The sequence below is a fragment of the Mycolicibacterium frederiksbergense genome, from assembly GCF_012223425.1.
Taxonomy (GTDB): Bacteria; Actinomycetota; Actinomycetes; order Mycobacteriales; family Mycobacteriaceae; genus Mycobacterium; species Mycobacterium frederiksbergense.
Map to the genome: position 1 here is coordinate 3,320,820 of NZ_CP038799.1, position 18,951 is coordinate 3,339,770.

Annotated in this window: 21 protein-coding genes; 9 read left to right on the forward strand and 12 right to left on the reverse strand. The window is 66.8% G+C overall.

Annotated features, from left to right (window positions below):
* Nucleotides 1–38: 38 nt before the first annotated feature.
* Both EXE63_RS19005 and EXE63_RS19010 read right to left on the reverse strand, forming a co-directional pair.
* The gene (locus tag EXE63_RS19005; RefSeq protein WP_168143199.1) at nt 39–356 is read right to left on the reverse strand and encodes an FmdB family zinc ribbon protein; all 318 of its coding nucleotides are present in this window, start codon (nt 354–356) and stop codon (nt 39–41) included.
* 159 nt (nt 357–515) lie between these two features.
* Nucleotides 516–881 (reverse strand): MarR family winged helix-turn-helix transcriptional regulator, encoded by a 366-nt coding sequence (locus EXE63_RS19010; RefSeq protein WP_168143200.1) that lies wholly within the window; start codon nt 879–881, stop codon nt 516–518.
* A 30-nt stretch (nt 882–911) separates the two neighbouring features.
* Here EXE63_RS19010 and EXE63_RS19015 point away from each other — a divergent pair, with 30 nt between their 5' ends.
* Together EXE63_RS19015 and EXE63_RS19020 are read left to right on the forward strand one after the other, a co-directional pair.
* Entirely contained in the window at nt 912–2,039 is a 1,128-nt protein-coding gene (locus EXE63_RS19015; RefSeq protein WP_168143201.1) for a substrate-binding domain-containing protein, read from the forward strand.
* A 34-nt stretch (nt 2,040–2,073) separates the two neighbouring features.
* Nucleotides 2,074–4,179, forward strand: coding sequence for a RecQ family ATP-dependent DNA helicase (locus EXE63_RS19020; RefSeq protein WP_168143202.1), 2,106 nt, complete (start codon nt 2,074–2,076; stop codon nt 4,177–4,179).
* On the opposite strand, the gene EXE63_RS19025 is transcribed toward EXE63_RS19020, so the two are convergent.
* Nucleotides 4,180–4,554 carry a hypothetical protein gene (locus tag EXE63_RS19025; protein ID WP_168143203.1) on the reverse strand — a complete coding sequence of 125 codons (375 nt, stop codon included), beginning with the start codon at nt 4,552–4,554 and terminating at the stop codon, nt 4,180–4,182.
* 81 nt (nt 4,555–4,635) lie between these two features.
* The gene (locus tag EXE63_RS19030; protein WP_168143204.1) at nt 4,636–5,550 is read right to left on the reverse strand and encodes an IclR family transcriptional regulator; all 915 of its coding nucleotides are present in this window, start codon (nt 5,548–5,550) and stop codon (nt 4,636–4,638) included.
* Between the two features lie 105 nt (nt 5,551–5,655).
* Here EXE63_RS19030 and EXE63_RS19035 point away from each other — a divergent pair, with 105 nt between their 5' ends.
* From EXE63_RS19035 to EXE63_RS19045, 3 genes are read left to right on the forward strand one after another with little or no spacing between them, the layout of a single operon-like run.
* Nucleotides 5,656–6,783 carry a hypothetical protein gene (locus EXE63_RS19035; protein ID WP_168143205.1) on the forward strand — a complete coding sequence of 376 codons (1,128 nt, stop codon included), beginning with the start codon at nt 5,656–5,658 and terminating at the stop codon, nt 6,781–6,783.
* A gap of 2 nt (nt 6,784–6,785) precedes the next feature.
* Nucleotides 6,786–7,568 (forward strand): SDR family oxidoreductase, encoded by a 783-nt coding sequence (locus tag EXE63_RS19040; RefSeq protein ID WP_168143206.1) that lies wholly within the window; start codon nt 6,786–6,788, stop codon nt 7,566–7,568.
* Nucleotides 7,568–8,716, forward strand: a complete 1,149-nt coding sequence (locus tag EXE63_RS19045) for a sulfotransferase family protein (protein WP_168143207.1) — start codon at nt 7,568–7,570, stop codon at nt 8,714–8,716. The genes EXE63_RS19040 and EXE63_RS19045 overlap by 1 nt, the downstream gene beginning before the upstream one ends.
* A gap of 4 nt (nt 8,717–8,720) precedes the next feature.
* Here the strand turns inward: EXE63_RS19045 and EXE63_RS19050 are convergent, their stop codons facing one another.
* Together EXE63_RS19050 and EXE63_RS19055 are read right to left on the reverse strand one after the other, a co-directional pair.
* Nucleotides 8,721–9,194, reverse strand: coding sequence for a hypothetical protein (locus EXE63_RS19050; protein ID WP_168143208.1), 474 nt, complete (start codon nt 9,192–9,194; stop codon nt 8,721–8,723).
* Nucleotides 9,194–10,363, reverse strand: a complete 1,170-nt coding sequence (locus EXE63_RS19055) for a 3-ketosteroid-9-alpha-monooxygenase, oxygenase component (RefSeq protein WP_168143209.1) — start codon at nt 10,361–10,363, stop codon at nt 9,194–9,196. Before EXE63_RS19055 ends, EXE63_RS19050 begins: the two co-directional genes overlap by 1 nt.
* A gap of 110 nt (nt 10,364–10,473) precedes the next feature.
* Between EXE63_RS19055 and EXE63_RS19060 the strand changes: the two genes are divergently transcribed.
* On the forward strand, nt 10,474–10,998 hold the full coding sequence (locus EXE63_RS19060; protein ID WP_168143210.1) for a gamma carbonic anhydrase family protein: 525 nt from the start codon (nt 10,474–10,476) through the stop codon (nt 10,996–10,998).
* A 3-nt stretch (nt 10,999–11,001) separates the two neighbouring features.
* On the opposite strand, the gene EXE63_RS19065 is transcribed toward EXE63_RS19060, so the two are convergent.
* From EXE63_RS19065 to EXE63_RS19085, 5 genes are all read right to left on the reverse strand, one after another.
* The gene (locus tag EXE63_RS19065; protein WP_209999755.1) at nt 11,002–11,616 is read right to left on the reverse strand and encodes a hypothetical protein; all 615 of its coding nucleotides are present in this window, start codon (nt 11,614–11,616) and stop codon (nt 11,002–11,004) included.
* A 71-nt stretch (nt 11,617–11,687) separates the two neighbouring features.
* Nucleotides 11,688–12,089, reverse strand: a complete 402-nt coding sequence (locus EXE63_RS19070; protein ID WP_168143211.1) for a nuclear transport factor 2 family protein — start codon at nt 12,087–12,089, stop codon at nt 11,688–11,690.
* A complete protein-coding gene (locus EXE63_RS19075) occupies nt 12,089–13,282 on the reverse strand; it encodes a thiolase family protein (RefSeq protein WP_168143212.1) in 1,194 nt (397 codons plus the stop codon). Before EXE63_RS19075 ends, EXE63_RS19070 begins: the two co-directional genes overlap by 1 nt.
* 4 nt (nt 13,283–13,286) lie before the next feature.
* Nucleotides 13,287–14,342 carry a thiolase family protein gene (locus EXE63_RS19080; protein ID WP_168143213.1) on the reverse strand — a complete coding sequence of 352 codons (1,056 nt, stop codon included), beginning with the start codon at nt 14,340–14,342 and terminating at the stop codon, nt 13,287–13,289.
* Between the two features lie 13 nt (nt 14,343–14,355).
* Nucleotides 14,356–15,357: a Zn-ribbon domain-containing OB-fold protein gene (locus EXE63_RS19085; RefSeq protein WP_168143214.1), complete on the reverse strand. Its 1,002-nt coding sequence runs from the start codon at nt 15,355–15,357 to the stop codon at nt 14,356–14,358.
* 68 nt (nt 15,358–15,425) lie between these two features.
* Between EXE63_RS19085 and EXE63_RS19090 the strand changes: the two genes are divergently transcribed.
* The 3 genes from EXE63_RS19090 to EXE63_RS19100 all read left to right on the forward strand — a co-directional run bounded on the left by EXE63_RS19090 (nt 15,426) and on the right by EXE63_RS19100 (nt 18,466).
* On the forward strand, nt 15,426–16,457 hold the full coding sequence (locus EXE63_RS19090; RefSeq protein WP_168143215.1) for an LLM class F420-dependent oxidoreductase: 1,032 nt from the start codon (nt 15,426–15,428) through the stop codon (nt 16,455–16,457).
* A gap of 105 nt (nt 16,458–16,562) precedes the next feature.
* The gene (locus EXE63_RS19095) at nt 16,563–17,243 is read left to right on the forward strand and encodes an acetoacetate decarboxylase family protein (protein ID WP_168145656.1); all 681 of its coding nucleotides are present in this window, start codon (nt 16,563–16,565) and stop codon (nt 17,241–17,243) included.
* A complete protein-coding gene (locus tag EXE63_RS19100) occupies nt 17,240–18,466 on the forward strand; it encodes a cytochrome P450 (RefSeq protein ID WP_168143216.1) in 1,227 nt (408 codons plus the stop codon). The genes EXE63_RS19095 and EXE63_RS19100 overlap by 4 nt, the downstream gene beginning before the upstream one ends.
* On the opposite strand, the gene EXE63_RS19105 is transcribed toward EXE63_RS19100, so the two are convergent.
* Nucleotides 18,463–18,948: a MarR family winged helix-turn-helix transcriptional regulator gene (locus EXE63_RS19105; protein WP_168143217.1), complete on the reverse strand. Its 486-nt coding sequence runs from the start codon at nt 18,946–18,948 to the stop codon at nt 18,463–18,465. The genes EXE63_RS19100 and EXE63_RS19105 overlap by 4 nt on opposite strands.
* Between the last annotated feature and the right edge of the window lie 3 nt (nt 18,949–18,951).

The window sequence follows — 18,951 nt, forward strand, 5'->3', positions numbered from 1 at the left end:
GACTCCTCTGTATCGGGATATGTGCTGGCGCAGCGGGTTTACGGTGTGGGCAGCATGCGGTGACGCGGGTCCGCATAGCGGCGGGTGGACGGTTGCGCTGCGCCGGCTGTTGTGTGGACGACGCCGGGTGCCGACTGGGACTGCGCATGCAGATCGAGGATGCGCTCGCCGACCGGGTCGGATGTCAGCATCCCGCCCAGGGAGTACACCCGAGTGCTTCTGCCACAACATGTTTCGCACTCCACCGAGGTGGGGGCGCTACCCATGGCGAAGTGCAGGTCGAACGGACCGTCAGTGGCGCAGCGATAGCGATAACGTGGCATGGAATCCTCCACCGATCGTTCGAATGTTCCCATTTGGGAATAATGTCGAACCTACACCCGCGGGGCGCAACGTCAAGGGACAACGTGCCACGCGTTCGGGCAGCGAGCGATTGTTCACAGGGTTGTCACGTCTGCCGCCGATCGGCGTGTACACCTGGCGCGACGGATTTACAATGGCGCAACACGCACGTCCTAGATTGGCGTGGGGTCACTGTCCTTGAGGAAAACCATTGGGGTGATTGCTGACTCCGCGGTTCGAAGGAGTTCGGCACCATGCGACGACGCTCGCAAAGTGGTTCGGCGGCGGTCCTGCTGCGACACGGTGCGGTAGACGGCGCCGAGTTCGACCAGCGCATCGACGATGCGTGTCGCGGAGGTGGACGGCACTGCCAGTGCGTCGACGATATCCGACATCGAGCATCCCGGATTCTGGTGCACGACGTGCAGCGCGCGCCAGCGGTCCACGGTGAGGTCGGTACCGGCGAGCGCGCCGTCGATCCCGGCGGCGACGACGGCGGCACGCCTGAGCAACGTGAGTGCCTCGACGAGGTCGTCCATGACTTGCCTTCTGGATCGGGAATCCACAGCATGCCAGATGCCGCGGCCCGGACGGAACGACCTCGTTCGCACCGCAACGAGTTCCGGGTCGCCCTGGCCCTGCCGCGTCGCGGTCCGGCCGGGATCTTCGGGCTGGAATGCCGCGCGGCGGCAGAACTGGCCGCGGCGGAGATCGACGCCGCCGGTGGCGTCGCAGGACGTTCGGTGCAGTTTGTGCACGTGGACGCCGGCGGCGATCCGGCCGCGGTGGCCGGCAGCATCAGGGATCTGGTGGACGCCGGCTCGGTCGACGCCGTCACCGGGTGGCATCTGTCCAATGCCCGGCAGGCCATCGCCAAGGTGGTCGGCGGCCGGATTCCCTACGTGTACGCCGCGGCGTACGAGGGCGGCGAGCGCAGCGACGGCGTGCTGTGCAGCGGTGAGGTGCCCGGCGACCAGATCATCGCCTCCCTGCGCTGGCTGCGCACCGAACTGCGACTGCGCCGGTGGTTCATCGTCGGCAACGACTATGTGTGGCCGCGCGGCTCGGCGGCGGCCACCCGGGCCGGGCTGGAGGGCACTGACATCTCGATCCTGGGTGAGCGGTTCGTGCCGTTGGGTGTCGATGATCCCCAGGGCTGGGACCGGGTGCTGGCCGATATCGTGGCGGCCGATCCGGACGGGGTCGTCACCCTGCTGGTGGGGTCCGACGCCGTGCGTTTCAACAGGGCCTTCGCCGAGTCCGGCCTGGACGCAACGGTCACCCGATTCAGCCCGTTCACCGACGAAACCGTGGTGCTCGCCAGCGGAAGCCCCGCGACCAGGAACCTGTTCATCTCGGCGGGCTGGTTCGCCGGGTTGGCTTCGGCATCGGCCGCGGAATTCAGTGCCGGGTTCAGCCGGGCCTTCGACCTGGTCAACGGGACCGGCCCGATCGGTGAGTCGGCCGCACCGCAGCCCGGGACCATGGCCGAAACGACGTACTCCGGTCTGCATCTGCTCGCCGGGATCGCCACCACATCGGTGCCCACCGTCGAAGACGCCCGCCGCGCGTTCGACGGATGGGGCTGGGATTCGCCGCACGGGCCGGTCGACCTCGAACGGGGGGCGGCCCGTCACCCGGTGCACCTCGCGGTGGCGCGCGGCGTCGAACTCGACGTCATCGCCAGGGTCCACTGACCGGGAGGTCACACCCGACCGGCACGATGGGGCCATGGACACCAACCCGTCGCTCCGCTCGTCTGTGCCGGCCACTCGCACCGCGGCGCAGGCCATTCTCGAACAGCTCGCCGGGCCTTCTGCGGTTCTGCGCGACGACCAGTGGATCGCGATCGAGGCGCTCGTGGTGCAGCGCAGACGGGCGCTGGTGGTGCAGCGCACCGGCTGGGGCAAGTCCGCGGTGTACTTCATCGCCGCCAAGCTGTTGCGCGCCGAGGGCCGCGGCCCGACGGTCATCGTGTCCCCGCTGCTCGCGCTGATGCGCAACCAGGTGGCCGCGGCGGAGCGGGCCGGCGTCAAGGCCGCCACGATCAACTCCAGCAATGTCACCGAATGGGACACCGTGCACGAGCGGGTGAATGCCGGCGAGCTCGACGTCCTGCTCGTCAGCCCGGAACGCTTGAACAATCCCGACTTCCGGGACGCCGTGCTGCCTGCGCTGGCCGCCGACGCCGGCCTGGTGGTGGTCGACGAGGCACACTGCGTCTCCGACTGGGGCCACGATTTCCGGCCGGACTACCGGCGCATCCGCACGTTGATCGCCGAGTTGGGCTCCGATGTCCCGGTGCTGGCCACCACAGCCACGGCCAACGACCGGGTGGTCGCCGATGTCGCCGCGCAGCTGGGCGTCGGCGGTGGGGACACGCTGGTGCTACGCGGCGGGCTGGACCGGGAATCGTTGAGATTGTCGGTGGTGCAGGCGGGCGGGCCGGCTCAGCGCGCGGCATGGTTGGCAGCACATATTGATTCGTTGCCCGGCTCGGGCATCGTGTACACACTGACCGTCGCACAGGCCCACGATGTCGCGACCCTGTTGCGCGACCAGGGGCACGCCGTGGCCGCGTACACGGGCGCCACCGAAGCCGCCGAACGCGAGCAACTCGAGGCCGATCTGTTGAACAACAACGTCAAGGCGCTGATCGCCACCTCGGCGCTGGGGATGGGTTTCGACAAGCCCGATCTCGGCTTCGTCGTCCATCTGGGCGCCCCGTCCTCGCCGATCGCCTACTACCAGCAGGTGGGCCGCGCCGGTCGTTCGACCGCCAGCGCCGAAGTGATCCTGTTGCCCGGGCGTGAGGACGCCGATGTGTGGCGCTATTTCGCGTCGGTGGCCTTCCCGTCGGAAGCCATGGTGCGACACGTGATCGACGCGCTGGAACCGGACCGGGCGCTGTCCACTGCCGCGCTGGAACCATTGGTGGACCTCAACAGGTCCCGGCTGGAGATGGTGCTCAAGGTGCTCGACGTCGACGGTGCGGTGCGCCGGGTGAAGGGTGGTTGGATCGGCACCGGGCAACCCTGGGAGTACGACGAACCCCGCTACCGCCACCTCGATGAGGCACGCAAACGCGAACAGCAGGCGATGCTCGACTATCAGAGCACCGCGGATTGTCGGATGTCCTTCCTGCGCAAGCAACTCGACGATCCGGAACTCGGCCCACAGCCGTGCGGTCGGTGCGATAACTGCGCCGGGTCGTCCTTTCACGCCGATGTGGACGCCGCTGCCGCCGCGGCCACCCGCGAACAGCTGATGCGCCCCGGCGTCGAGATCACCCCACGCAAGCAGTGGCCCACCGGACTGGGCAAGCTCGGCATCGAGCAGTCCGGAAAGATCAACGATGGTCCCGCCGCCGGCCGCGTCATCGGCAGGCTCACCGACCTGGGCTGGGGTGCCCGGCTGCGCAAGCTGCTCGACGCCCCCGATGCGGAGGTGCCCGACGAGATGATCACCGCCGCCGTCGCCGTGCTCAAGTCGTGGAACTGGGCTCAGCGGCCGACCGCGGTGCTGGCGCTGGACTCGGTCAGTCACCCGGTGCTGATCGCCACCCTGGCAGCACGGCTGGCCGAGGTGGGGCGGCTGAATAACCTAGGTGTGCTGCAGTATTCGCCCGAACACCGGCCGGTGGCCGCCGCCAACTCCGCTTATCGGGTGGCCGCGCTGCACGGCGCGTGGATGCCGCCGCCCACGATCGACGGCGACATCGTGCTGTTGGTCGACGACGTCACCGACACGGGGTGGACGCTGACGATGGCGGCCCGGTCGGTGCGGGCGGCCGGCGCGGCCGACGTGCTGCCCTTCGCGCTGGCCTCCGTCAGCTGACTAACGGGCCGGGAAGGCGATGAAGATGTCGCCGAGCCACACTCCGAAACCGTTGTTGCCCGGGTTCCACACCACCGGCAGCGGGCCGCCGGGAACCGGGTAGCCCGCGGGCAGCAGATCCACCGGTGGGAGCCAGAACGGCGGCAGGCCGGCCCGGACAGGATCGCCCCAGTGCCCGGGAGGGACGCCGTAGAACGGCCCCGGTGCCTTCTTCACCTGCCCAGGCGGACCGAAGGGGTTCTGCCCGGGCGGATCGCCGGGCAGCCAGATGTCGTCGTTGCCCGGATCGGCGCCCGCGGCCCCGGCGGAGGCGAACGCTCCGAGGCTCAGTGCCACTGCTGTGGCCAGACCCGCTGCCACTGTCTTGATCTCCACGATGAACTCCTCAGATTCGGATTTCTCGAAGACCCCCAGACGCCGTCGAGGTTACCCGCCGCTCCGCCAACCGAAACCGGTCTACCAGTGCGCCTTGGAGCCACTCAGGGACCGGGTGACCGCATCCGCTGTCTTGACCAGGGCCGACGCCCGGTCGGTGATCTCGTCGTCGGTGATCGCGTGCCCGATCTGCATCGTGGCCACCATCACCTGGCGTTGATGATGGTCGTAGACCGGGGCGGCGATGACGCTGATGTCATGCCGGGCCTCAGGTCCGTCCTCGCCGCGCAGGTAGACCCGCTCGCCGATATCGGAGACCAATTCGCCCAGCAGGGCCCGCAATTCGTCGGGCAGGGTGTTCGACATGCCCGCCATCAAGGCGTACAGCCGCCGTCCGCCGGGGGTGAGTCGTTCCACCAGGTACCCCGCGGCGCGACACTCGGCGATCACCCGTTCGAAGCGGTCGGTATCGGTGCGCAGCGGAATCGTCGGTTCCTTGTGCAGCCAGTCGCGGACCGCGCGTTCGTCCCACAGCACGAACATCAGTCCCACCGGCGGAGCGAACGGATAGCTCTGTCCGACCCGCACGGTGGCCGGCGAGCCGGACGGTGCCACCAGTTCGAGCAGCGTGATCCGGTCGTCGACCACCCCGGACAGCGCGGCGGTGGCGCCGTAGGTCTGCGACAGCAGGCGCAGTTCATCGCGGGCAGACGGGCTGACCCGCAGCGATTCCTGCGCGAGATGGCCGAGGGTGATCAGCGCCGGCCCCAGGCGGTAGGTCTTGTCCCGGCCGGTCTCGCCCGCGTCGCGCACCAGATAGCCGGCCTCGGTGAGCGAGGTCAGGATGCCCAGGCAGGTCGGCTTGCTCAGTTCGACGCGCCGCGACAGCTCGGAGAGCCCGAAACGGTCATGCGGATGGCGGGCCAGAAACGCCAACACGGCGATCACCCGCTCGGTGGGCGGTGACGCCCGGCCGGGTGGTTCGGGGACCGACATGCTGCGCTCACCTCTGGACGTTGACTCGAATTAGAACGCGTTCTAGTCTCGGAACGGAAACTCTACCACTTCGGTCCAATATTGGACCGAGAGAAATGGAAGCCGATGTATTCACAGCCATTGGTGGAAGCCATCGCCGAGGCCGAGCGTCTGGTCGCCGAGGCGCCCTTCATCGAGTCCGAGGCCGACCTGCTGGAAGGTCTGCAATATCTCGCCGGCTGCATCGCGGCCTGCACACATGTCGCCTTCGACTACGACCGCGATCACCCCTTCCTGCACAGCGGAACCGGGCCCTTCACCAAGATGGGCCTGGACAATCCCGACACGATGTACTTCGGCACCCGGGTGCAGCCCGGCCATGAATATGTCGTCACCGGCCGGCGCGGGACCACCACCGATGTCAGCTTCCAGCTGATCGGCGGCGAGTACACCGATGAGGTGGTGCCCGACAGCGAGACCGCGTTCGACGACCGCAAGCTCGACATCGCCGTCGACGGCACCTTCGAGTGGCGATTCACCCCGGACAAGCCCGCGCAACTGGTGATCCGGGAGGTCTACAACGACTGGTCGGCCCAACGCGGCACCTTCGCGATCGCGCGGACCGACACCACGGGCACCGCGCCGGCGGCGCTGACCAAGGAACTCATCGAGAAGCGCTACACCGTCGCGGGAAAGCAGCTCATCCAGCGGGTGAAGACCTGGCTGCAGTTCCCCAAATGGTTCTACGACAACCTGCCGGTCAACACGCTGACCGCGCCGCGGCTGACCCCCGGCGGACTGGCCACCCAGTACTCCTCGGTCGGACACTTCGATCTCGCGCCGCAGCAGGCGATCGTCATCACGCTGCCGGTCACCGACGCGCCCTACATCGGCTTCCAGCTGGGCAGCCTCTGGTACATCTCGCTGGACTACATCAACCATCAGACCTCGCTGAACGGTACTCAGGCGCAGGCCGATCCGGACGGCAAGATCCGCATCGTGGTGTCCGATGCCAATCCCGGCGTGACGAACTGGTGCGAGACGCTCGGGCATACCAAGGGCTATCTGCAGTTCCGCTGGCAGCGGGTGTCGCGGGAGTTGACCGAGGCCGACGGGCCTACCCTGCAGGTCGTCGACGTGGCCGAGGTCCCCGATGTGCTGCCGTACTACGCATCGAACAAGATCTCGGATGAGGACTGGCGGCAGCGGATCGCCCTGCGCCAGAAGCTGATCGGCGAAAGAATGGTGGGTTGACCATGGCGGGTTTGTTGCAGGACAAGGTTGTCGTCATCAGTGGCGTGGGTCCGGCACTGGGCACCACGCTGGCCCGCCGATGCGCCGAGGAGGGCGCCGACCTCATCCTGGCCGCCCGCACCGTCGAGCGGCTCGAGGATGTCGCCGGTCAGGTCACCGCGCTGGGCCGGCGTGCCCTGGCGGTCGGCACCGACATCACCGACGAGGCGCAGGTCGCCAATCTGGTGTCCACCGCGATCGCAGAGTTCGGCAAGGTCGACGTGCTGATCAACAACGCGTTCCGGGTGCCGTCGATGAAACCGTTCGCCAAGACCAGTTTCGACCACATCCGCGACACGATCGAGCTCACCGTGCTCGGCGCGCTGCGGCTGATCCAGGGTTTCACCCCCGCACTCACCGAGGCGAAGGGTTCGGTGGTCAACGTCAACTCGATGGTGGTCCGGCACTCCGACCCCAAACAGGGTGCGTACAAGATGGCCAAGTCGGCGCTGCTGGCCATGTCGCAGTCGCTGGCCAGTGAACTCGGTGAGGCCGGTATCAGGGTGAACTCCGTGCTGCCCGGTTACATCTGGGGTGGCACCTTGAAGAGTTACTTCGAGCACCAGGCCGGCAAGTACGGCACCACGGTCGACGAGATCTACAAGGCGGCGGCCGCCAACAGCGATCTGAAAAAGCTACCGACCGAAGACGAGGTGGCCTCGGCCATCCTGTTCATGGCCAGCGACCTTTCCAGCGGTATCACCGGGCAGACGCTGGATGTCAACTGCGGGGAGTACCACTACTGATGAGCACATCTCGTACCAATGTCGGCACCGTCGAAGACCTGCACGCATCGGCCGTAAAGGCTTGCGGACTCGATGATTTCGGTGACGATAGTGACAACTACCGGGAGGCGTTGAGCGTGCTGCTCGAGGCCTATCAGCGCGACGCAGATCTGACCGAGCTCGGCAGCAAGATGCAGCGGTTCTTCGTGCGGAATGCCCTCGTCGCTCGACTTGTCTCCGAGGCGGCGTTCAAGCAGTACCCGCAGCACGCCGACGTGCCCATCGAGCGGCCCATCTTCGTGACCGGGCTGCCACGGACCGGCACGACCGTGATCCACCGTCTGCTCACCGCAGATCCGCGGCACCAGGGTCTGGAACTGTGGCTGGCCGAGTTCCCGCAGCCGCGCCCCCCGCGTGAAACCTGGTCGCAGAATCCGGTTTTCCAGCAGCTCGACGCGCAGTTCAGCAAGGCGCATGAGGAGAACCCGGATTACACCGGTCTGCATTACATGACCGCCGACGAGGTCGAGGAATGCTGGCAACTGTTGCGTCAGTCGCTGCATTCGGTGTCCTATGAGACGCTGGCGCACATCCCCACCTATTCGCGGTGGCTGGCGAAACAGGACTGGACCAAGTCGTATCAGCGCCACCGCCGCAATTTGCAGCTGATCGGGCTGAACGAACCCGAGAAGCGTTGGGTGCTCAAGAATCCCAGCCATCTTTTCGCGCTGGACGCGCTGTTCGCGACCTACCCGGATGCGTTGGTGGTGCAGTGTCACCGACCCGCGGAGACCATCATGGCCTCGATGTGCTCACTGGCCCAGCACACCACCGAGGGATGGTCGAACAGCTTCTCCGGCAAAGTGATCGGCGAAGACTCGCTGGAGACCTGGTCGCGTGGCCTTGAGCTGTTCGATACCGAACGGGCCAAGCACGATCCGGCCCAGTTCTGCGATGTCGACTACTTCGAGTTCATCAAGGACCCGGTCGGCGCCGTCGAGGGCATCTACCGTACTTTCGGCATCGACTTCACCGACGATGCGCGGCAGGCGATCTCGGACAGCCACGAGGAAAGCAAGAAGGGGCCGCGCGCGCCGAAGCACACCTACTCGTTGAGTGACTACGGGTTGACCGACGAGCAGGTCAGGGAGCGCTTCAAAGGACTGTAGCGAGTCAGCCGTCGCCGGGGGACGGAGCGCTGGAGATCTCTTCCAGGCAACCCTCGGCGATGGCGTGCCTGATGCTGTCGGTGAGCCGGTGACATGACTTGGCGCGTGCGGAATCACCACCGGCCGAACGGATCTCATCGAACACCGCACAGCGTTTGGCGGCCTGTCCGTTCCACTGCACCGTGGTGTGTTCGGGGCCAAGCTTTTTCACCTGAACGGTCGCGTGACAGAACCGGCAGTCCACCGAGGCCAGCCCCGAGGTCAGATACCGTTCTTTGTCGCGCGCGGTGGCCTCGTGCACCGCTGCGGCGCGCTGCGGATCGGAACCGAAATCCGGTGCCTTGGACCAATTTCCGGTACCGGGGCGAGGATCGGGATGTCCGTGGTCGTCATCGTCGTCATGCCCGGCCAGTAGCAGCATCGAGCGGGCCAGACGATCGACGTCGGGCGTCTGGGCCTGCTCGTTGCCGGCGGTCATCAGCTCGACTGCTCCGCCGATTCCTTCTGTTCTGCCTGCTTGAGGTTCTCCTGCTGCTGCAGATTCTCCTGAACCTCGACGGCCCACTTCTCGTTCGCGGCGGTGGTGTCGACCTCCATCTCGAACCGGTCGGTCATCTCCGGGGTGACATCGGCGACGTCGACATAGAACTGCTGGTACCAACGGCGCATCTGGTAGACGGCACCGTCCTCCTCGACCAGCAGCGGATTGTCGATGCGGGTCTTGTGCTTCCAGATCTCCACGTCCTGCAGGAAGCCCTTGGACACACCCTCGGTGAACACCCGGGCCAGCTTGTCGGTGGTCTTCTCGTCGAGCCCCTTGGGCTTTTCGACGATGACGCCCCACTGCAACATGAACGAGTTCTGGCTGACCGGGTAGTGGCAGTTGATCAGGATGGACTCGGCCTTGAAACCGCCGTAGTTGTTGTGCAGCCAGTTGATCATGAACGACGGTCCGAAGTACGAGGCCTCCGAATCCAGGTGTGCCTCACCGTAGGTGGTGCCCAGATCGCTGATATCCGCGCGCCCCACATTGTGCAGGTACTGGCTGGCGATGTGGCCTTCGAAGACGTTCTTGAAGTACGTCGGCAGCCCGTAGTGGATGTAGAAGAAGTGCGCCATATCGGTGACGTTGTCGATGATCTCGCGGCAGTTGGAGCCCTCGATGAGCATCGTGTTCCAGCGCCACTCGGTCCACTGGTCGTCGGCGGCCTCGGGGATCTCGGGGATGCGGACCTCGGGTTGCGGCGGGTTGCCCTCGGCGTCGTGCCAGACGAACAGCAGCCCGCCGCGCACGTCGGTCTCCCAGGAGCGGGTGCGGGCCAGTCGCGGTGTGCGCTTGGCGTAGGGCACCAGCTTGCACTTGCCGTCCCCGCCCCAGCGCCAGTCGTGGAACGGGCAGGCCACGGTGTCGCCCTTGATGGTGCCCTGGGCAAGGTTGCCGCCCATGTGGCGGCAGTAGCCGTCGAGCACCTTCAGGTTGCCCTCGGAGTCGGCGAACACCACCAGCATGGTGCCGAAGATCTCGACGCCGTGTGGCTCGCCGTCCAGGAAATCCTTCACCGGTCCTAGGCAGTGCCACCCGCGGGCGTAGCGGTCGGGCAAGTCGCCGGTGTCGATTTCACGAATGCCGGCAGTCTCGGTAGTCACGGTGGGCCTCCCGTATCTGGTCTCTCTAACTAGAACACGTTACAGTTTTGTGCCGCCTTTGCGCAACGTAACCACTGCTACCTGCAAGGACCACGCGGTATATGTAGACGATGCCGGTTTATTCGTTCGAAGGCCGTATACCCAGAATCGATCCGGAGGCATTCGTGGCGCCCACCGCGACCCTGATCGGCGATGTCACGGTCGAAGCGGGCGCCTCGGTCTGGTTCAACACGGTGCTGCGCGGGGACCTCGCACCGATCGTCATCCGCGCCGATGCCAATGTGCAGGACGGATCGGTGCTGCACGCGCCGCCGGGGATTCCGGTGGACGTGGGGCCGGGAGCCACCATCGGGCACGCCTGTGTGGTGCACGGCGCCCATATCGGTGCCGACGCCGTGATCGCGAACCACGCCACTGTCCTCGACGGGGTGATCATCGGCGCCCGCAGCCTGGTGGCCGCGCATGCGCTGGTGGTTCCCGGCACCAAGATCCCCGATGAAGTGGTGGTGGCCGGGGCGCCGGCCAAGATCCGCGGTCCGGTCGCGGGTACCGGCGCCGAGCGGTGGGTGAAGACCAGCTCCGAGATCTACCGCGAGCTGGCCCTGCGCTACCGCGCCGGGCTCAAGGAGCTGTGAGCGCTACTGCTCATTGTCGGCGAGGCCGACCCGCAGCGCGATCTGCTGCATCTTGCCGATGCTGGTGACGAACGGGTCGGTGGTGACGTCTCCGTCGGCACTCTGGAACTCGAGTCGGACCAGCGCGGGGCCCTCGGTGAACAGCAGCAGGGTGACCGCCTTGTCCTCATCCGGTCGGGTGCCCCGGATCACGACACCGCCCTGGCCGACACCCGTCGGCTGCGGATCGCCGGACACCTTCTTGGTGCTGACCGCCTGCTGCAGCGCGGCCGCAGCGGCCGCGTCGTCGGGGTAGATCAGCACGGTGTCGATGATGGCGCGGGTGTCCTCCTCGTTGACGAAGAAGGCGGTCGCACCGGGGTGCCCGTCCGGTGCGGGCTCCCGGGATCGCTGCACGAAGGTGTCATCGGCGTCGGTGAGATCGCCGGCCGTGAGCAGCAGATCGCGGTAGTCGGCGACCGCGGGCGCAGCGCTGGCCGAGGTGGTGGTGGAGCTGGCGGTGAACGCCGGCAGCGTCGGTGCCGGCGCGCTGGTGGCGCCACCCGGTTCGGTGGGCGCACAGGCGCTGACGGTGACGACGAGCAGGGCGGCGGCGGCAAAGTGTGATCGGGACAACATGTATGGGAAACTCAACAGCTCTTTTGGGTGTGCGGAATGAAATCGCCTACCACGGTACGCGACTCGGTCTGTCACACCGGCTGCGCGCTGGCTGCCGCCTTCTCCAACTCCCAGTACGCCCGCAGTGCCGCGATCTTGCCGTCGGCGTCCACCCGGTAGGTGAACACGCCCTCGGCGATCACTCGGTAGCCGCTCGAGACGATCACGATGTGTCCCGTGTTGGCTTCCTCGTCGCCGCACACGTAGGTCTTGTCGAAGTGGAACTCCAGCCGACTCGGTGCGATCGCCATGTCGAAGAACTTCGCGATCGCCTCCTTGCCGCGGTGCCCCTTGCCCTCCGGGTCGAAATGCGACGGGCCGATCGGGTCCTCGACGACCGCGTCCTCGGCGAACAGGTCGAGCCAGGCCTGCTTGTCGCGGGCGACGGCCGCTTCCCTCGACCGTCGGCCCGCCAGGGTCACCGGGGCGGTCATCAGGACTTGGCGGCCGGTTTGTCGCTGGAGACGACCCACATCGAGTAGTACTGTGCGCCACCGCCGTAGGCGTGGCCGAGGGCCTTGCGTGCGCCGGGGACCTGGTGGTCACCGGCCTTGCCCATCACCTGGATGGCCGACTCGGCGAAGCGGATCATGCCGGAGGCGCCGATCGGGTTCGAGGACAGCACGCCACCGGAGGCGTTGAACGGAATCCGCCCGCCGATCGCGGTCTCACCGGCCTCGGTGAGTTTCCAGCCCTCGCCCTCGGCGGCGAAACCGAGGCTCTCCAGCCACATCGGCTCATACCAGGAGAACGGGACGTAGACCTCGGCGGCGTCGATCTCGTCGATGGGTGAGGTGATCCCGGCGTCCCGCCACAGCGCGGCCGCGGCATCGCGGCTGGCCTGCGGGTTCACCTGATCGCGACCGGCGTAGGCCAGTGGTTCGGTGCGCAGCGCGGTGGCGTGGATCCAGGCGACCGGGTTCCCGTTGGCCAGATGCGCTTCCGCCGCTTCCTCGTTGCCGATCACCATGGCCGCCGCACCGTCGGACGACGGGCAGGTCTCGTCATAGCGGATCGGATCCCACAGCATGGGGGAGGCCATCACCTTCTCCAGGGTGATGTCCGGCTGGTGCAGATGGGCCAGCGGGTTCTTCGCGCCGTTGAGCCGGTCCTTGACCGCCACGATGGCGCCGATGTGATCGGGGGCGCCGGAGCGCCGGATGTACGCGCGGATGTGCGGAGCGAAGTACCCGCCCGCGCCGGCACCGACCGGTTTGGTGAACGGCACCGGAATGCTCAACGCCCACATGGCATTCGATTCCGACTGCTTCTCCCACGCCATCGTCAGCACGCGCTTGTACTTGCCCGACTGCACCAGGCTGGCCGCCACGATCGCGGTCGAGCCACCCACCGAACCGGCGGTGTGCACCCGGATCAGCGGCTTGTTCGTCGCACCGGTGGCATCGGCCATGAACAGCTCGGGCATCATCACGCCCTCGAAGAAGTCGGGCGCCTTACCGACGACCACGGCGTCGATATCGTCGAATGTCGACCCGGAGTCCGCCAGGGCCCGGTCGATCGCCTCGCGCACGAGGCCGTTCATCGACACGTCATGGCGCTTGGCGACGTACTTGGTCTGCCCGGTTCCCAGAACCGCGGCCAAGTTCTTTTGGGGTGAACCAGCCATTTCGCTACTTCCCTTCCAGCACGGCGACGAGATTTTGTTGCAGCGCAGGGCCGCTGGTGGCGTGCGCCAGTACGCGTTGGGCGGAGCCATCGAAGATGTGCTGTGCGGCGAAGCCGATGCGCTCCAGCCCGGCGGAGAACATCGGGTTGGCGGCCAGTGCGCCACCGGAGGGGTTGACCTTGGTCGATGCCCCCAGCCCGATCGCCTCGGTGAGGATCAGCTGCTGGTGGGTGAACGGCGCATAAATCTCGGCGACGTCGATCGAACCGGTGTCGCCTCCTGCGGCCGCCTTGGCCGACGCCGCCGTCGACGGTGAGGTCGTCAGATCGCGGGCACCCAGGATCGGCGTCTCGATGCGGTGCTCGATTCCGGTGATCCAGGCCGGGTTCTCCCGCAGTGCGCGGGCCCTGTCGCCGGCGGCCAGCACGATCGCGGACGCTCCATCGGTGATCGGCGCGATGTCATGGCGGCGCAGCGGGTCGGCGAAGTAAGGCCGGGACAGCAACTCGTCGATGCTGCCGGTGACCTCTTCCCGGTCGGTGCGGCCGGCGGCGGCATAGGAATCCAGTGCCACCTGAGCCATCTGCTCGGCGGTCCAGGTGCCGGCGTCCAGGCCGGCGCGGGCCTGCAGGCCGGCCATCGACACCGAGTCCGGCCACAGCGGCGCCACGGTGTACGGGTCGGTCTGCATGGCGAGCACGCGGCGCAGGGTGCCCGCCGAGGACTTGCCGAAGCCGTAGACCAGCGCGGTCTCGACCTGGCCGGTCAGCAACTTGATATAGGCCTCATACAGCGCCCAGGCGGCATCCATCTCGACATGCGATTCGTTGATCGGCGGGATTGCACCGATCGAGTCGATGGCCGAGATGAACGAGAAGGCGCGGCCGGCAAGATAATCCGAGGATCCCGAGCACCAGAAGCCGATATCGGTCTGCTTGAGGCCGAGTTCGGTGTAGAGCTGGTGGAAGCACGGCATCAGCATCTCGACGCCGTTGGTGGTGCCGTCGGTGCGGCGGACGTGGGGCGCGTGTGCGAAGCCCACCACTGCGATTTCAGTCATCAGTTCGGGCCCTTTACAGGTGGTGCTTGTAGGTGTCGTAGTCGGCGTCGGGTTCGCCGGTGGGCTTGAAGTAGTCGATGTTGTCGATGCCCAGGCCCCATTCCTCACGCGGCTTCCACACCGCCTGCACCCGCATGCCCATCCGCACATCGGCCGGGTCGATCTCGACGACCAGGTGCAGGAAGGGGATGTCGGCGCCGTCGAGCAACACATAGGCCGCCACATAGGGGGGCTTGATGCGCTGCCCGGGGAACGGGATGTTGATGATCGCGAAGGTGGTGACCGTGCCGACGTCGGGCAGCTCGAGGAACTCGTCGAGCGCCAAACCGGTTGCGGGATCGGCTTCCTTTGGCGGGAAGTAGACCTTGCCGGGCTTGCCGTCGCGCCCGCTCCTGGTGCGGCCGCCGAGTAGCTTGCCCTCCTCGAGCGCCTTCAGGAAGGTGGTCTCGGGCAGCGACGCGGTGTGCTGGATCTCGATGAAGCTGGGTGTCACCTGCACGGTGACCGGGTCGCGGTCATCGGGCTGTCCCTCGGGCTCGGCGTCCTCCCCGGGCACGAACCAGGCGATATCGGTGATCGCGCCGACCGGCTCGTCGACCCAGTGCGCGTGCACCCGGTCGCTGGTCTTGATGGAGCCCTCCGGGGCGTCCACCGCGTGCAGCAACGGGGTGTCCGCCCCGTCGAGTTTGATCAGTGCCCAGGCGAATGGCCGGTCCAGCGGCTGGCCCTCCAGTGGCGCGGGCTGCCAGGTCCAGGACAGCACGGTGCCGACGGCGCTGACGGGCACGACCTCGGTCAGGGCCTCGTAGGTCACCGGGTCATACTCAGCGGGTGGTACGTGCACCCGGCCATCCGAACCGCGCACGCCGACGATGCGTCGCATCCGCAGTGCGGTGAAGAACTGGGATAGGAGTGGTCCGACTGAACGGGTGTAGTCGAATGAGAGTTTCAACGGCGCCGAGAGGGGCCGCTCATGCTCGTCGATCTGCACCGGGCTGCTTTGGCCTGTGGTCACGGCATCGAGTAGAACAGGTTCTAAGAATGGTTTCAAGCCATCGTAGGAATGCCAGAGAGGCGAGGTAAATGAAACTGGGTTTGCAGCTCGGATACTGGGGCGCAAAGCCGCCGACCGACCACGCCGAACTCGTCGCCACGGCTGAGGCCGAGGGCTTCGACACCGTCTTCACCGCGGAGGCGTGGGGCTCGGATGCCTACACGCCGCTGGCCTGGTGGGGACGTGAGACCACGCGCATGCGGCTGGGCACCTCGGTCCTGCAGCTCTCGGCCCGCACGCCCACGGCGCTCGCCATGGCCGCGCTGACGCTCGATCATCTCTCCGGCGGGCGGCACATCGTCGGCCTCGGTGTCTCCGGGCCACAGGTGGTCGAGGGCTGGTACGGCGCGAAGTTCCCCAAGCCGCTGGCCCGCACCCGCGAATACATCGACATCCTGCGCCAGGTCTGGGCCCGCGAGGCGCCGGTGCGCAGCGACGGCCCGCACTATCCGCTGCCGCTGACCGGCGAGGGCACCACCGGACTGGGCAAGAACCTCAAGCCGATCACCCACCCGTTGCGCGCCGACATCCCGGTGATGCTGGGCGCCGAGGGTCCCAAGAACGTGGCGCTGGCCGCCGAGATCGCCGACGGCTGGCTGCCGATCTTCTACTCACCGCGCATCGCCGGCATGTACAACGAGTGGCTCGACGAGGGTTTCGCCCGCCCCGGCGCGCGCCGCACCCGCGAAACCTTCGAGATCTGCGCGACCGCGCAGGTCGTCGTCACCGACGACCGCCCGGCCATCATGGAGCTGATGAAGCCGCACCTGGCGCTCTATATGGGCGGCATGGGCGCCGAGGACACCAACTTCCATGCCGACGTGTACCGCCGGATGGGCTACGCCGAGGTCGTCGACGATGTGACGAAGCTGTTCCGTACCGATCGAAAGGACGAGGCTGCCAAGGTAATCCCCGACGAGCTCGTGGACGACTCGGCGATCGTCGGCAACCTCGACTACGTGAAGGAGCAGATCGTCGCGTGGGAGGCCGCCGGGGTGACGATGATGGTCGTCGGTGCCCGTTCCAGCGAGCAGATCAAGGATCTCGCCGCGCTGGTGTAGCTCGCCGACTAGACACTTCCTTGCAATGTGTCTACTGCGCGCTCTAGATTGGGGCGCGTGACCCACGCCACATCGCAATACGTGATCGCGGGTGAAACCGTGACGATGCCCGTGCAGATCCGCCGGGCCACCCAGCACATGGCCATGTTCTCCGTCGACGCCGATGCCGCGCAGCGGATGATCGACTACAGCGGACTGCAGGTGTGCCGGTACCGGCGCCGGCGCGCCATGGTGATCCTGATGTTGATGCACTACGTCGACGGGGACCTCGGCCCGTACCTGGAGTACGGCACCAACGTGATGGTGAACCCACCGGGATCCACGGCATCGGGTCTGCGCGGGCTGGGGCAGGCGGCGGCGTTCATCCACCACCTGCCGGTGGACGGTGCGTTCACCATGGAGGCGGGCCGCCATATATGGGGCTACCCGAAAGTCATGGCGGACTTCACTGTTCGATCGGGCCATAGCTTCGGCTTCGATGTCAGCGTCGGCGGCCGGCACGCGGTGAGCATGGAGTTCGGCACGGGGCTGGCGGTGCCCGCGGCGTTCACGTCGAAACCGCAGGTGCATCCGACCTACTCACATCTGGACGGCGTCACCCGCGAAACCGCGGGGGAGATGCGGCTTTCGGGTGTGCGCTACCGGCCCGGGGGCGTGTCCGTGCGCCTCGGCGGCCATCCGATCGGACGCGAACTCGCTGCGCTCGGATTGCCCAAACGCGCGCTGGTCTCGAGCTCGGCGGAGAACGTACAGATGACATTCGGCGATGCCAAGGAGATTGCATGACAGGGGTTCTGACGGGTCCGTCCACGAAAGCACGGCCTGATGTGGATCTGGCCGACGGCCGGTTCTACGCCGACGGCACCACCGCGCGCGAGGCCTACCGCTGGATGCGGGCCAACGAACCGGTGTTCCGTGACCGTAATGGGCAGGCCGCCGCGGCCAGTCATGCCGCGCTGCTCGATGCCGAGCGCAATCCCGAGCTGTTCTCCAGCGCCGGTGGGATCCGCCCCGACCAGCCCGGCATGCCGTACATGATCGACATGGACGACCCCGCACATCTGTTGCGGCGCAAGCTGGTCAACGCCGGGTTCACCCGCAAGCGGGTGATGGACAAGCTGCCCTCCATCGGCAACCTGTGCGACACCCTGATCGACGCGGTGTGTGAGAAGGGTGAATGCGATTTCGTCCGCGATATCGCCGCCCCGCTGCCGATGGCGGTGATCGGTGACATGCTCGGGGTGGCACCCCAGGAGCGGGACCTGCTGCTCAAGTGGTCCGACGACCTGGTGTGCGGGCTGAGCTCGCACGTCGATGAGGACACCATCAAGCTGCTGATGGACACCTTTGCCGCCTACACCGCGTTCACCATGGACGTGATCGGCAAGCGGCGCGCCGAACCGACCGACGACCTGTTCTCGATCCTGGTCAACTCCGAGGTCGAGGGCTCCCGGATGGAGGACGCCGAGATCGTCATGGAGACGCTGCTGATCCTCATCGGCGGTGACGAGACGACCCGGCACACGCTCTCCGGTGGCACCGAACAGATTCTGCGCCATCGTGATCAGTGGAATCAGCTCACCGCCGATGCCGAGAAGCTGCCGATGGCGATCGAGGAAATGCTGCGCTGGACCTCGCCGGTGAAGAACATGTGCCGCACCCTCACCGCGGACACCGAATTCCACGGCACCCAGTTGCGCAAGGACGAGAAGATCATGTTGATGTTCGAGGCCGCGAACTTCGACGAGGAGGTGTTCGGTGACCCGGAGAACTTCCGGATCGACCGAAACCCGAACAACCACCTCGCCTTCGGCTTCGGCACGCACTTCTGCATGGGGAACCAGCTGGCGCGCCTGGAGCTGAAGATCATGCTGACCAAGGTGTTGCAGCGGCTGCCGGACCTGCGGCTGGCCGACGAGAACAAGCTGGGGCTACGACCTGCGAACTTCGTCAGCGGGCTGGAGTCCATGCCGGTGGTGTTCACCCCGACGAAACCGGTTCGGGCTTAACAGTTCTCATCCGCGGCACCGGAGCATCCGAGCTCCGGTGACCCGTGGGCGTCGGCAGTGGCCGACGCGGCCCGCTGCAGCAGTCCGTACAACGCGGTCTGTTCCTCGCTGTCCATTTCCGCGAACAGTCGATGCTCCAGGCGGGCCAGCGCGTGCTCGACCTCGGCCAGTCGCTGTGCGCCCGCCGGCGTCAGCACGACGGTGTGGCGCCGGCGGTCCTGCGGTGACCGGCGACGCTCGATCAGCCCGGCCGATTCGAGTTCGTTGAGCAGTGCCACCACATTGGTCGGATCGATGCCGAGGCTCGCGGCGAGTGCGGTCTGGCTGTGTTCGCCGAAGTCGCGCAACAGGGTAAGTCCGATCACGTGGCGGGGGCGCAGATCGAACGCGGCGAGTTCGGACTCAGCGGCACCACGCAACCTGCGGGCGAGCAGGTCCAGTAACGGTCCCAGTAGCCGGTCGTGCACCGGACTGTCACTCATCCG

What these genes read in the sequence shown, in the direction of transcription:
- EXE63_RS19015 (WP_168143201.1), top strand. Translation starts at nt 912, where the DNA reads ATGCCAGATGCCGCGGCCCGGACGGAACGACCTCGTTCGCACCGCAAC.
- EXE63_RS19075 (WP_168143212.1), bottom strand. Translation starts at nt 13,282, where the DNA reads ATGGCTGGTTCACCCCAAAAGAACTTGGCCGCGGTTCTGGGAACCGGG.
- EXE63_RS19050 (WP_168143208.1), bottom strand. Translation starts at nt 9,194, where the DNA reads ATGACCGCCGGCAACGAGCAGGCCCAGACGCCCGACGTCGATCGTCTG.
- EXE63_RS19100 (WP_168143216.1), top strand. Translation starts at nt 17,240, where the DNA reads ATGACAGGGGTTCTGACGGGTCCGTCCACGAAAGCACGGCCTGATGTG.
- EXE63_RS19005 (WP_168143199.1), bottom strand. Translation starts at nt 356, where the DNA reads ATGGGAACATTCGAACGATCGGTGGAGGATTCCATGCCACGTTATCGC.
- EXE63_RS19010 (WP_168143200.1), bottom strand. Translation starts at nt 881, where the DNA reads ATGGACGACCTCGTCGAGGCACTCACGTTGCTCAGGCGTGCCGCCGTC.
- EXE63_RS19065 (WP_209999755.1), bottom strand. Translation starts at nt 11,616, where the DNA reads ATGTTGTCCCGATCACACTTTGCCGCCGCCGCCCTGCTCGTCGTCACC.
- EXE63_RS19040 (WP_168143206.1), top strand. Translation starts at nt 6,786, where the DNA reads ATGGCGGGTTTGTTGCAGGACAAGGTTGTCGTCATCAGTGGCGTGGGT.
- EXE63_RS19035 (WP_168143205.1), top strand. Translation starts at nt 5,656, where the DNA reads ATGTATTCACAGCCATTGGTGGAAGCCATCGCCGAGGCCGAGCGTCTG.
- EXE63_RS19060 (WP_168143210.1), top strand. Translation starts at nt 10,474, where the DNA reads ATGCCGGTTTATTCGTTCGAAGGCCGTATACCCAGAATCGATCCGGAG.
- EXE63_RS19030 (WP_168143204.1), bottom strand. Translation starts at nt 5,550, where the DNA reads ATGTCGGTCCCCGAACCACCCGGCCGGGCGTCACCGCCCACCGAGCGG.
- EXE63_RS19020 (WP_168143202.1), top strand. Translation starts at nt 2,074, where the DNA reads ATGGACACCAACCCGTCGCTCCGCTCGTCTGTGCCGGCCACTCGCACC.
- EXE63_RS19105 (WP_168143217.1), bottom strand. Translation starts at nt 18,948, where the DNA reads ATGAGTGACAGTCCGGTGCACGACCGGCTACTGGGACCGTTACTGGAC.
- EXE63_RS19045 (WP_168143207.1), top strand. Translation starts at nt 7,568, where the DNA reads ATGAGCACATCTCGTACCAATGTCGGCACCGTCGAAGACCTGCACGCA.
- EXE63_RS19070 (WP_168143211.1), bottom strand. Translation starts at nt 12,089, where the DNA reads ATGACCGCCCCGGTGACCCTGGCGGGCCGACGGTCGAGGGAAGCGGCC.
- EXE63_RS19095 (WP_168145656.1), top strand. Translation starts at nt 16,563, where the DNA reads ATGCCCGTGCAGATCCGCCGGGCCACCCAGCACATGGCCATGTTCTCC.
- EXE63_RS19080 (WP_168143213.1), bottom strand. Translation starts at nt 14,342, where the DNA reads ATGACTGAAATCGCAGTGGTGGGCTTCGCACACGCGCCCCACGTCCGC.
- EXE63_RS19090 (WP_168143215.1), top strand. Translation starts at nt 15,426, where the DNA reads ATGAAACTGGGTTTGCAGCTCGGATACTGGGGCGCAAAGCCGCCGACC.